The following is a 12,201-nucleotide window of genomic DNA, read 5'->3' as shown; positions in this document are numbered from 1 at the left end:
TCCCGGCCCGTGGGAGTGGGACGTGAAACGGCTGGCCGCGAGCCTGGTCATCGCCGGCCGTGGCAACGGGTTCGCGCCGGCGGGCCGACAGGCGGCCGTCATCGCGGCGATCGGTGCGTACCGGGCCTGGATGCGCCGGTTCGCGGCCATGACCAACCTCGATGTCTGGTACGCCCACGTCGACGTGGATCAGCTGCAGGGTCGGTTCGCGGGCGTGTTGGGTCGGCGGTACTCCCGGCGTCTGTCCCGTGCGGCGATCAGTGCCCGGTCCCGTGACCGGCGGCGGGCGTTCGCCCGGCTGACCGAGGTGACCGAGGGCCAGCCTCGTTTCGTCTCCGACCCGCCGCTGCTCGTCCCGGTCCGTGAGCTGCTCCGCGGGGCCGAGCATGACCTGTTGACAGGTCAGCTCACGACCGTCATCGACCGGTACGGCGCCACCCTGGCGGATGACCGGCGTTCGTTGCTCGCCCAGTATCGGCTCGTCGACGTCGCGCGCAAGGTCGTCGGTGTCGGCAGTGTGGGTACCCGCTGCTGGGTGGCGCTGCTGCTGGGCCGTGACCGTGACGACCCGCTGCTGTTGCAGGTCAAGGAGGCGCAGGCGTCGGTCCTGGCTGATCATCTGCCCGGCAGTCGGTATGGCAACCAGGGGGAGCGGGTCGTCGCCGGGCAACGTCTGATGCAGGCTGCCGGGGACATCTTTCTGGGCTGGCAGCGGGTGGGCGGCATCGACGGGCAGTGCCGTGACTTCTACATCCGCCAGTTGCAGGACTGGAAGGGCGTCGCGCTCCCCGAACGCATGGACCCCGAGGGCCTCGCCCTGTTCGCGCGGCTGTGCGGGGCGACCCTCGCCCGGGCCCACGCCCGCTCAGGTGACCGTGTGGCGATCGGGGCCTACCTCGGCGCCGGAGACGCCTTCGACCGGGCGATCGTCCGGTTCGCCGAGGCCTATGCGGACCAGAACGAACGTGATTTCGCGGCGCTCGCCGAGGCCGCGCGGTCCGGACGGATCAGTACGGCAGGCCGACGAGCGAACCGTGTGGTTGCGCGAGGTTCAGATAGGTCTCCAACGAGACGTCGTTGACAAATCGCTGTTGACGTACGTAAAGGGGCTCCGTCATGGATTACCCACTTCTGTCGGCCTTCTGGACGATGCTGCTGTTCTTCGGGTTTCTCCTGTGGCTGTACGTGCTCTTCATCGCGGGGACGGGGGTGACCAGGTCAGTGCGGTGGCCGCTGACCCGGTTCGAGTGCGCCATCGGCAGCGTGGCGGCCCAGCTCGCCTGGCTGCGCGAGTACACGCGGGACGTACCAGACCGTGACGGAGGCGTTCTGGTCCACGGCCACCCGTCCGAGCGCGCAGTCGTCCTTGCCGGCGGCGAGTGCGATGCCGAGCGGTGACGTCGGGGTGCTGCCCTCGGGTCGCGCCACCTCGACGCGAACGTCGGTGTCCGAGAACGACTTCTCGACCGCGAGGCGCACCGCGGTGTCGTCCAGCCGCTGCTGCGCGGGGATCTTCTCGAGCGTCCTGGCCAGGATTTCCAGGGTGCCGAGCGGGAGCGAAGGGGCGGGCGACGGCTCGGGAAGGACGAGCGCGGGAAGGTCGGGGCAGTCGATGTGGTCGGGCGGGTCGCGGTGGACGCGAGGGTCGAACCCGTACGCGTAGCATCGCACCGCGTGCGACGGATCATCGAAGACGGCGCCCGAGCCCTCGCGTGTGACGGAGATCCGCAGCACGACACGGCCATCCTCGAATCTGTCACCCTCGGCCACCAGCGTCTCGATCGTCACCTCGAGCCCCCGTCGATTGATGGTTCCAGCTCAGCTGGCCGGTGAGGCTCGCCTGCCGGAGGCGCGTTCATAGACGCGCAGGGTCTCGACGAACAGGCTGCGCTCGGCCGGGGTCAGCGGTTGGAGGGCTTCGCGCCAGGCGGCGGCGCCCGGACCGAGCCATCCCTCGATCGCCGGGCGGCTGGCGTCGGCGATGCTCACGATGCGGCGCCGCCGGTCGTCGGGATCCTCGTGGCGTTCCACGACCCCGCCGCGGCTGAGGTCGGCAATCATGAGGCTGACTGTCGTTGGTGCCACCTCCAACCGTGTGGCCAGGGCGTTCACGGTCATGGGGCCGTCGAAGAGCAGGTAGGACAGCAGCGACAGGTGCCGGGGGCCGAGGGCCAGCCCGGCCAGCTCGTCCGGCGGCGGTGTCCGCTTGATCCGTCCGATCAGCTGCGGCATCAGTAGCAGGAGTGCTCGGACGGCCTCGTCTACGTCGACCTCGTCGCCGTGCCCGGGGTTGGTTGACACGCCCCTCCCTCGCGTAGTTAGCTTTGCCATGAAAGATGCTTTGCTAGCAAATGTAATGTGTACCTCTGACCTCACCGCAGGAGTGTCATGGCCATTCTTGTCACCGGCGCCCGCGGCAACATCGGGTCACGCCTGACAGCCAGACTGGACGCCGCCGGTCATCCGGTCCGCGGGTCGGCCCGCGACAGCACGACCCTACGGCTGCCTGGCGGAGCCGAGCCGGTCGAGCTCGACCTCACCGACCCGGGCGTCGCCGGAGCGGACGCGCTGCGCGGCGTCGACGCCGTTTTCCTCTATCCGGTCATCGGCTCGGTCGATGCGTTCCTGGAGATGGCCGCGAAGGTCGGCGTGCGCTATCTGGTGCTGCTGTCCTCGCCGGCGGCCTATGAGGTCGGGGAGTTCGACCAGCCCATCGGGTTGGTGCACCGCGCGGTCGAGCGGGCCGTCGCCGAGTCCGGGATCGCGCACACCGTGCTTTACCCGAGCTGGCTCGCCACCAATGCCCGGCGGGACTGGGCCGACCAGATCCGGACGACCGGGCGGGTCGCGATGGCCTTCGGGGACGCCTCCTTCACACCGATCCATCCCGACGACATCGCGGAGGTCGCCGCCGACCTGCTCACCCGCGGCACCCACCGGTCTCGGATGCAGATCCTCACCGGCCCGCGGTCGCTTCGGCTACGGGACACGGTCGCGGTCATCGGCGATGTCCTCGGCGTCGAGATCCCCGTGGACGATCTGACCCGTGAGCAGGCGCTGGAACGCGAGGACGGCGGCATCCCCCGCCCGATCCTGGAGACCCTGCTCGACGTGGCCGCGGCGAGCGTCGGCCTGACAGCCCCCGTGAACAACACGGTCGAACGGATCACCGGTCATCCGGCCCGGCCGTTCCGCTCCTGGGCCGAAGCCCACCGGAGGCACTTCCAGCCTCGCTGACGACTGGTCGGCATCGTCGTCGAGGATCTGGAGGGTCGGTCACAATCCGTGGATGCCTCTCGGCATCGCTCCTGCCTCGGCTGGCCGTGGCCGTCACCGTCGCATTCGCGGGCCAGTTGTGCGTAGGGGAGCCCGTCGCCGGGGACCGCCGGTTGGTCAGGGTCGACCAGGGCGCTCAACCGCGTCCCGCTATGCCTGGCGGTCTCAGGGGCCAGCGCATCACCTGCATGCTTTCCGGCCGACACGCCGGGCAGGCCTGGGAGATGGGCGCCGTGAGTAATGACATCGGGTAAAATGACGCCCAGCAAGGATGATCGTGGCCAGGTCGTGTGCTGCCGCCGTCTCTGCGTCGGTATTGCTCGGAAAGACACAGACGCATGACGAAAGAACGGGGACGAAACGTGCGGGTCGTGGTCTTCTCGTCGAAGGACTATGACCGCCGCTTCCTGAGTGGCGCTCAGACCGGTAGCCTGGAGCTCAATTTTTTTGAGCACCGGTTGACCGAACAGACTGCGGGTCTAGCGCAGGGACATGACGCGGTCTGCGTGTTCGTTGAGGATGAGGTGTCGGCCGGCGTGCTGACCAGGCTCGCCGCGGACGGCATCCGACTGGTGGTGCTGCGCTCGGCTGGGTATGACAATGTCGACCTTGCTTGTGCTCGTTCGCTCGGTATTGTCGTCGCCCACGTGCCGGCCTACAGTCCGCATGCAGTCGCCGAGCACGCAGTCGCCTTGATCCTGGCCCTGAACCGCCATGTGTGCCGGGCCTACAACCGGGTGCGTGATTACAACTTCGCTCTCACCGGCCTACTTGGTTTCGACCTCCACGGACGCACCGTAGGAGTGGTCGGCACTGGGGCGATCGGCACCGTCTTCGCGCGGATCATGACGGGATTCGGATGTCGAGTGATCGCATATGATGTCAGACGTAACCCGGAATGCGAACGACTCGGCGTCGGATACGTCGCACTGAACCAGCTTCTCGACGAGTCGGACATCATATCACTGCACTGCCCGTTGACCCCGCTTACACACCACATCATCGATGCCGATGCGCTGGCTCGGATGAAGCGCGGTGTGATGCTCGTGAACACGAGTCGTGGCGGTCTTCTGGACACAGTCGCCGTGGTCTCCGGCCTCAAGAGCGGGATTGTCGGCTATCTCGGAATCGATGTCTACGAGGAGGAGAACGCCCTCTTCTTCGAGGACAGGTCGGAACGAGGGGCGTTCGACGACGATCTTTTCGCGCGGCTACTGACGTTCCCGAACGTCCTGGTGACAGGGCATCAGGGTTTCTTCACCACCGATGCGCTGACGCGGATCGCTGAGGTCACGATCGCCAATCTCCAGGGTTTCGAACGAGGCGAAGGACCACAGTTCCCGATCAGAACAAGCGACTGAGAACGGCCGTAATTCGACACGGACCCCTGCCACGCCGGCCCTCATAAGCAGTGAAGCGTTCATCCCCTGAGGCAGCCCTTGCCAGGGTGATCGCGCACCCCCGCGACCTGAGCCGCCGCCCACTCCGCGGCAGTTCCCGCCATTGGTCGCATCCCGGAAACCCCGGCCCCGTCCGCGGTAGTGCGATGGCTGGAACATCCTTACGCTGGGGCCAGTATGACCCGTCTGCCCACCGAAACCGACGACCCCGATGCCGCCGGGAACGGATCGAGTGGATCGAGCCCGGCCTGCCGACGGTGCCGATCCACCACGAGGGCGGCCCGCACCTGCTCCACGGACCATCGGGCGGCACTCGCGGCAACGATCGTGGCCACCTGACTTCGCTCCCGGCGGCAGTTCAGTGCGCCGGCCGTCACTACCGCTTTGTCTTGTCGGCTGCGTTTTCCTTTGGCGGGACCGGCGTCACCGGGGCCTGCCACAGGCCGACGAGCGCGTCGATCAGACTGGCGGCGAGGGCGTCCCAGCTCGGCTCGAGGGTCGGGGTGCCCTCTGCGAGGGCGCGTTCACGTTCGACGCACATCTGCGCGATCAGGTGACGTGCCATGACCCACCGAACGGCGCGGATGTCGGCCGACAGGTCGGGCAGACACTGGTTCAGGCCTACCAGGAGCAGGCGCAGCGAGGCGGATTTGAGCGATTCCTCGACGGTGATCCTGCGAAGGGCGGGGTCGCTCACGACCTGGGCGCGGAATCGTGCGTACCAGGTGGGGCTGCCCAGGGCGGCCAGGTGCTCGGTGAACGGCCGAACCAGGCAGGCCACCCAGTCGCGGAGGTCGCCGGAGCCGGCGGCCTCGGCGACAAGGTTCACCCGGACCTGCTCCATCTGGTCGGAGTGCCGGCGGGCGATCGCGCGCACCAGGTCGGCCTTCGTGCCGAAGTGGTAGCTGACCACGGCGTTGTTGCTCTGCCCCGCGGCCTCGCTGACCTGGCGGTTGGACACCGCGTGCACTCCACGCTCGGCGAACAGCCGCTCTGCGGTGTTCAGGATCATCTCGCGGGTCGCGCTGCCCCGCTCCGGCCGCACCGCCCTACCCGTCATCGTCGGCACCTCCCGCGAACCGGCCGTGGCGACATGATCGATCTGCCGTTCGCGCCGGCGAATTTAGTCATCTGATTTAATCCGATAAAACGTGTGAATTAATTGATCTTACGTCGCTCTCCTGGCCGGAGGCTCGTCTGTGTCCCACCCCCTCACCGGACCCGCCGATCTTGCCAGTTCCGCCGACGCTGCTGCCGACGCCGCTGACACAGCTGCCGATGACGCCGTCGTCGTCGCCACGGGACCGCGCCGGGTGCCGTCGTGGCGGTTCTGGCGTTCGCCGGGATCGTGGTCGCGTCGATGCAGAGCCTGGTGATCCCGCTGCTTCCCGAGCTGCCCGGGCTGGTGCACGCATCGGCGTCCGGGACGGTGTGGGCGATCACCGCGACGCTGCTCGCCTCCGCCGTCGCCACCCCGGTGGCGGGCCGGCTCGGGGACATGTACGGCAAGCGGCGCATGCTGCTGGCCAGCCTCGGCCTGCTGGTGGTCGGCTCGGCCGTCGCCGGGCTGTCCACCACCCTGATCCCGCTGGTCGTCGGGCGGACACTCCAGGGCCTGTCTGCCGGAGTCATCCCGCTGGGGATCAGCATCATGCGCGACGAGCTGCCACCCGAGCGCCTCGGTTCGGCGACCGCGACGATGAGCTCCTCGCTCGGCGTCGGCGGCGCGGTGGGACTGCCCACGGCGGCCCTGATCGCCGACCACGCCAGCTGGCACCTGCTGTTCTGGATCTCGGCGGGGCTGGGTGTCCTCGCCACGGCACTCGTGCTGCGGCTGGTCCCGGAATCCCAGGCCCGCACCGGCGGGCGCGTCGACCTGGTCGGCGCGGCCGGGCTGTCGACCGTGCTTGTGTGCCTGCTGCTGGCGATCTCCCAGGGGGCCGACTGGGGCTGGGCCAGCGGTCGCACCCTCGGCCTGTCCGTCGTGGGTGTCGCGGTCCTGGTGGCGTGGGGGCGCTGGGAGCTGCGCGCGCGGCAGCCGCTGGTCGACCTGCGCACCAGCGCGCGACGTCAGGTGCTGGTCACCAACCTCGCCTCGGTCATGTTCGGGGTGGCCACCATGCCGGTCCGGCTGGTGCAGCCCCAGGTACTGCAGCTGCCCACCGCCACCGGCTACGGACTGGGGAAGTCACTGCTGGTCACCGGCCTGGTCCTGACGCCCACGGGTCTGGTGATGATGGCCGTCTCCCCGCTGTCCGCGCGCATCTCCGCCGCCAGGGGGCCGAAGACGACCCTGATGGCCGGCGCCGTCGTGATCGCCGCCGGCTACGGCCTGGGTGTCGGGCTGATGTCCGCCATCTGGCAGCTCATGATGGTCACCACCGTCATCGGCGCCGGGATCGGGCTCGCCTACGGCGCCATGCCGGCGCTCATCATGGCGGCGGTCCCGATCTCCGAGACCGGCGCCGCCAACAGTCTCAACAGCCTCATGCGGACCGTCGGTGCCGCCATTGCCAGCGCGGTCGGGGGAGCCGTACTGGCCGGCATCACCATCACAGTCGCCGGCGCCACCGTCCCCGGGCAGAACGGCCTGCGGGTGGCCATGGTCATCGGCGGTGCCGCGGCCCTGCTCGCCCTGGCCATCACCACGTTCGTGCCCCGCCGCCGCCCGCCGGCCTCCGCCGACGCGTGACCCCGCCGCCAACGCCGGGGATCAGCCGAAACTGGGGATCAGCCGCAGGTCCGCGGTGGTGAGGATGCCCGGCGGTGCCGCGCACACCGCGGGCACGCTATTCACGGGGAGGTTGGCGTTGATACCGGGGGAGTACCAGCCGTAGCTCTCCGTCGCGAAGCGGAGGTCGAGGTCCATCGGAGCATCGCCCCGGACGGTGATGTGCCATCCGGTGTCAAGCACGTCCCAGGCCGGTTCCAGGTCCTTCGTCACGTACATGGTTCGTGAGTACTCGAGCAGCGGTTTCCCCTGGTGGTACCCGACGATCCGCTGCCGCCAGGCCCCGACCGTCCCGGCCCTGATCGTCATGACGCCGATCTCCACGGTGTTCACCGCCACCGCGACCTTCGACGTCGCCGTCAGGTCGTCGAGAGGGACCGACATCGCATCGGCGATCTGCCGCAGGGACGCCCCGTCGGTACTCGCCGTCCGGTCCGCGCCGTCCTTGAGGTCCGCGCCGTCCGGGTAGATCCCGAAGAACTTTCCGAGGAACTCCGGGGACCTGCGGGTCGAGAGGTCGGCGAACTGGTCGATCGTGAAGCGGTCGAGACGGCGCTCCATCAGTGTCAGCGCCAGCGGGAGGACCTCGGTGATGAACCCCGGGCATGATCCGGTGTCGTAGAGCGACGTGCCGCCCTGCTCGCACGCCTTCTCGATCCGGGCCCGGACCACCGGGTCCACGCTGCCGGGGTGGTGAAAGGTGGTGATGGTGGTCACGATGTTCGCGTCCGACGCCAGTAACCGGCACATGTCGTCGATCGACTCGTGATCGAGCAGCGGCATGTACATGACGCAGTCCGGCCGGGCGGCGAGGATCTCCTCGATGTCCCTGGTCGTGGTGATGCCGGTCGGTTCCACGCCGCATAACTCGCCGGCGTCACGGCCGACTTTCGCGTCCGAGTACACGTACACGCCGACGAGGTCGAACCTTGGGTGCTCGATCACGGATCGCAGTGAACTCATCCCGGTGTGGCCCGTGGCCCACTGCGCGACTCGATACCGACCTGTGTCCATGTCTCACCTCGTTGTTGTGATGTCCGTGGGTACGGTGCTTCGGTGGCCCGGAGTCTGCAGCCCGGGCTCCGGCTGGTGGACGGGCGATACTGCCTGGAAGTCAGGCGGGCAGGGCGTTTCCGGCCGCCTCGCTCGCCTCCTCGGCGGCGTGGGCGACGAAGTCGTCGACCAGCCGGTGGAGAAGAGTCCCGCAGTCGTGCAGCTCCCGCGGTGACCACTGCGCCAGGGCGGCCTGCACCGCGCGTCGGCTCGCTGCCCGGATCCGGTCCGCCGCCGCCCGTCCCGAGGGGGTGAGCTCGATGAGCTGTGCCCGTCGGTCGTCGGGGTCAGGGACGCGCGTGGCGAGGCCGGCCTTTTCGAGGAGATGCGCCTGCCGGGTGACGTGCGGGGCCTCCACCTGCAGGAGGGCCGCGAGCTCTCCCGGGCGCATGGCCCCGGACTCATCGAGCTGACGTAGGACGGCCATGGTGGCCCGATCCAGCGGCACCCCGGAAGCGATCTTCATCCGCTCGTGCCGTCTGGTCCGGGTGAGCAGATGTGCCATCCGGTTGACTGCTTGTTCAAGCTCGATCGTCTCCGGGGATACGGCCGAGTCGGTGATCACGGGTTGCTGCGCGGACATGCAGGTAGTGTAGTCAATTTACTTAACTTAATTAAGGAAATCCGCGATTCGCCTTGCGGTGGCGGCCCTCGCTCCCGATGACCCAGCTCCGCTGGCTCGCATCTCTCGCTTCAAACTACTTTATCATTACCTAAACAAACGTTCTAATGGTCGTGTTAAGCTGCGTTTGTGGAGCGTCTCTACTCGGTTGATCAAGTTGCCGACCTGTTGGGCCTGCATGTGCGGACAGTGCGCGGATACGTGCGTGGCGGGCAGCTGAAGGCGGTGCGGATCGGCAAGCAGTACCGGATCGCGCATGAGGACCTCGAGGTCTTCACCGGCCGTTCGCTGTCGCCGCCCGCCCGGGAGACGGTCGCACGTGAGCGGCACTTCGGGGTGTCGAGCATCGTCGAGGTCGAGGCGGTCAGCCCCGACACGGCGAGCCGGGTGAGCACCCTGCTCACCGCCGCGACCGCCCATCGGCGCGACGCACCCGTGCGGATCGAGACGGTCTACGACGAGGAACGGGCGCGCATGAAGATCATTATTCTGGCTGGGATCGACGACACCGTGTGGCTGCTGGAGCACGTCAAGGCGGTCCTCGAGTCATGACCGCCATCTACCGGACCCAGGCGGGCGGGAACGAGGTCCGGCGGCGCTACGCCGAGATCCTCAGCGGCTGGCCGGTGCCGGCCGAGCACCTGCGCCTCCCGACGCGAGAAGGGGAGACATTCGTCGTGGCGTCCGGTGCTCCGGGCTCGCCGCCCCTTCTGCTGCTGCACGGCTCGGGCACCAACGCGGCGATGTGGATGAGTGACATCCCGGCATGGGCGGAGCACTTCCGCGTCCACGCGGTCGACCTGATCGGCGAGCCGGGCCTGAGTGAGCCCAGACGTCCCCCGCTGAGTTCGGAGGCCTGTGCGCTGTGGCTGGACGACGTGCTCGGGGCGCTGGGGATCACACGTACAGCCGTCGTCGGAGCGTCGCTCGGCGGGTGGCTGGCGCTGGACTACGCGACGCGACGGCCGGATCGGGTGGAGCGTCTGGTCGCCATGTGCCCCGGGGGCCTCGGCAGGCAGAAGGTGGGCTGGGTGCCCAAGGCGATCATGCTGCGCCCCTTCGGGGAGTGGGGCCTGCGAAAGACGCTGCAAACGGTAGCCGGCTTCGACTTCACGGCGATCCAGACCGCCAGCGGCCTGGACGCGTCGCGTACCCAGGAGTTCCTCGACTACATGGTATTGACCCACCGCCATTTCAGGCCCCGCACCGAGCGCCTGCCCCTGTTCTCCGACGACGCCCTGCGTCACCTGACCATGCCGACGCTCGTGATCGTCGGCGAGCGCGACGCGATGCTCGACTCCCATGAGACTGCCCAGCGAGTGACTCGCACCATCCCGCACGCCATCGCCACGGTTCTCCCCGGCGTGGCACACAGCATCACCGGCCAGACCCAGCCCATCCTCGATTTCCTGCTCAGCTGATCCCGCGCTCCGCATTGATCTCCCCTCGACGGCGAAGGCCCGACCGGCTCCCCCGGGAAAGCCAGGGCGCATGTGGTCGGGGACAGTCGATCTCGCAGGTGTTCGCGAACTCGGCGGCGTTGACGGCGGCGTCGTAGAGCCCGTCCTCGAAGGAGCACCGGTGGATGGTGACCGGCTCCCCGGTCGGGCTGAGCTCGCGGAGCACGTCGCCTCCGGCCCGCCTAGGTCGATCATCACCTCGCAGCGTCCTTCCTCCTGGTCTGTATTTCCGGAGGTCCGGGTTTCGGTGGATTCCACTGCGATTTTCTGGAAACCACCATACTGGCGCCATTCAGTGAATCCGCCTATCTGTACGCAACTCGCCACCGACGGGCGGGAACGGTTCCCGGGGCAGATTCCGGAATGATCGGCGACAAGCTGGTTGGGTAAGGGTCCCGAACCGAACGGATTCTTCCTGGTCGACATCGACTCGTGGTTCAGCTGCGCCCACACCCGGGGCCGGACTGGATGAACCTCGGTGGGTCCGTCGGGGTCATCCTCGTCACACACGCGGTCCCAGGCATTGAGCCGTCTGACGGGGCGTCGGCGATCTGGGCGGAGGCCGGGGCGGCGAGCAACAGCATGAGCGCGGCCGTGGCGGTCACACCAGCCCGGGCGGCTCCGGCTGGAGCTCCGACCTCATCGGGGCCCGCACGGAAGGCCGGCTGCCATCGTGGAATCGCGGTCCGCCGCCTGTGTCCCATCACGCTCGTCCGCCCCCTCCGCTGCGTGTCCGTAGGCTTTGTGTGTACCCGTCCTGCGGCTGCGACACTCCGATGTCGAGCGGGTGCGGACGGTGCTGGTGACTTGAGGGTCACCTTATGATCATTAGTCCCGGTCTGGGTCTCGCGGCGGTCTCGACCGCCGCGCCCGGACCGCCGTGCCGCACCCACCCGCTCACTACGCCGGGGTGGGTAGTCGCCGTCCGGCGTGGGCCCTGTCCAGCCTCGGGTAGGGCCTACAGACACCCTGCCCCGGCGACCCGAGGACACCGGCCCCGGACCGGCGCCTCCGCGCGGCAGCCACCAGGATCGTCACGCCACGGCGACACAACCAACCGGCGGAACGCGGCTCCGGATAATCCACCAGCCCGCCATACAGGCCAGGCGAAAGATGCGAGCCGGCGGCGCTTTCGGCCGCACCGAGGGCTGGTGCGGTGGATGGCCAGGATGATATTCGATAGATCTTTTCTCATTCCATCGACATTCTTTCTGCATCTGGCGGGGATACTGGCGGCCGGGCCATGCATCGCCCGTCCTCCATCTGATGGTGAAGCGCAGGTCGCCGTTGAGCGGTCCGAGCCTAGTAGCGCAGTTACCTCGACGGCCCTGCCAGAAAATGAGCAGAGGAGTGTCATGACTCTCAACAAGAGCCGCGTTTATGCAATGCTAGCCACGGTTCCGGCGGCTGTGACCTTCGCCTTCGCAGCGCCCGCCTCTGCTCAGACCGCGGTTGGTGGGCCGACCGTGGGTGGCACGACCGTGGCTGGTGGTGCCGGTACGGCGGTTGGCGGGCCGACTGTGGGTGGTACGACGGTCGCCGGCGGCGCTGGTGCCGGTACCGCGGTTGGTGGGCCGACCGTGGGTGGCACGACCGTGGCTGGTGGTGCCGGTACCGCGGTTGGCGGGCCGACCGTGGGTGGTACGACCGTGGCTGGTG

The 12,201-nt window shown here is 68.3% G+C and carries 12 protein-coding genes; 6 read left to right on the top strand and 6 right to left on the bottom strand.

The window, feature by feature from the left end:
* The coding region (locus E0504_RS48000; protein ID WP_131627876.1) for a DUF2252 domain-containing protein at window positions 1–1,081 on the top strand (1,081 nt) is incomplete at its 5' end.
* Between the two features lie 137 nt (window positions 1,082–1,218).
* On the opposite strand, the gene E0504_RS51045 is transcribed toward E0504_RS48000, so the two are convergent.
* Together E0504_RS51045 and E0504_RS47990 are read right to left on the bottom strand one after the other, a co-directional pair.
* Entirely contained in the window at window positions 1,219–1,788 is a 570-nt protein-coding gene (locus E0504_RS51045; RefSeq protein WP_160144222.1) for a hypothetical protein, read from the bottom strand.
* A 30-nt stretch (window positions 1,789–1,818) separates the two neighbouring features.
* Window positions 1,819–2,331, bottom strand: coding sequence for a MarR family winged helix-turn-helix transcriptional regulator (locus E0504_RS47990; RefSeq protein ID WP_112104767.1), 513 nt, complete (start codon window positions 2,329–2,331; stop codon window positions 1,819–1,821).
* A 57-nt stretch (window positions 2,332–2,388) separates the two neighbouring features.
* Between E0504_RS47990 and E0504_RS47985 the strand changes: the two genes are divergently transcribed.
* On the top strand, window positions 2,389–3,237 hold the full coding sequence (locus E0504_RS47985) for an NAD(P)H-binding protein (protein WP_131627874.1): 849 nt from the start codon (window positions 2,389–2,391) through the stop codon (window positions 3,235–3,237).
* 401 nt (window positions 3,238–3,638) lie between these two features.
* Window positions 3,639–4,637 (top strand): 2-hydroxyacid dehydrogenase, encoded by a 999-nt coding sequence (locus E0504_RS47980; RefSeq protein WP_112104764.1) that lies wholly within the window; start codon window positions 3,639–3,641, stop codon window positions 4,635–4,637.
* 415 nt (window positions 4,638–5,052) lie between these two features.
* Here the strand turns inward: E0504_RS47980 and E0504_RS47975 are convergent, their stop codons facing one another.
* On the bottom strand, window positions 5,053–5,736 hold the full coding sequence (locus E0504_RS47975) for a TetR/AcrR family transcriptional regulator (RefSeq protein WP_112104771.1): 684 nt from the start codon (window positions 5,734–5,736) through the stop codon (window positions 5,053–5,055).
* 300 nt (window positions 5,737–6,036) lie between these two features.
* Between E0504_RS47975 and E0504_RS47970 the strand changes: the two genes are divergently transcribed.
* A complete protein-coding gene (locus tag E0504_RS47970) occupies window positions 6,037–7,368 on the top strand; it encodes an MFS transporter (protein WP_207974727.1) in 1,332 nt (443 codons plus the stop codon).
* A gap of 21 nt (window positions 7,369–7,389) precedes the next feature.
* Here E0504_RS47970 and E0504_RS47965 read toward each other — a convergent pair whose 3' ends face one another.
* Window positions 7,390–8,421: a dihydrodipicolinate reductase gene (locus tag E0504_RS47965; RefSeq protein ID WP_112104763.1), complete on the bottom strand. Its 1,032-nt coding sequence runs from the start codon at window positions 8,419–8,421 to the stop codon at window positions 7,390–7,392.
* A gap of 100 nt (window positions 8,422–8,521) precedes the next feature.
* Window positions 8,522–9,025 (bottom strand): MarR family transcriptional regulator, encoded by a 504-nt coding sequence (locus tag E0504_RS47960; protein ID WP_200835145.1) that lies wholly within the window; start codon window positions 9,023–9,025, stop codon window positions 8,522–8,524.
* A gap of 186 nt (window positions 9,026–9,211) precedes the next feature.
* Here E0504_RS47960 and E0504_RS47955 point away from each other — a divergent pair, with 186 nt between their 5' ends.
* Both E0504_RS47955 and E0504_RS47950 read left to right on the top strand, forming a co-directional pair.
* Window positions 9,212–9,634, top strand: a complete 423-nt coding sequence (locus E0504_RS47955; RefSeq protein ID WP_131627873.1) for a helix-turn-helix domain-containing protein — start codon at window positions 9,212–9,214, stop codon at window positions 9,632–9,634.
* Complete coding sequence (locus E0504_RS47950) at window positions 9,631–10,503, top strand: alpha/beta fold hydrolase (protein WP_112104760.1); 873 nt, start codon at window positions 9,631–9,633, stop codon at window positions 10,501–10,503. Before E0504_RS47955 ends, E0504_RS47950 begins: the two co-directional genes overlap by 4 nt.
* Here E0504_RS47950 and E0504_RS51040 read toward each other — a convergent pair.
* The gene (locus tag E0504_RS51040) at window positions 10,496–10,708 is read right to left on the bottom strand and encodes a hypothetical protein (RefSeq protein WP_165938867.1); all 213 of its coding nucleotides are present in this window, start codon (window positions 10,706–10,708) and stop codon (window positions 10,496–10,498) included. The genes E0504_RS47950 and E0504_RS51040 overlap by 8 nt on opposite strands.
* Window positions 10,709–12,201: the final 1,493 nt, after the last annotated feature.

The organism is Parafrankia sp. BMG5.11, from assembly GCF_004337455.1.
Note: the sequence above shows the minus strand (reverse complement) of the source record. Positions and strands in the feature narration are given on the sequence as shown.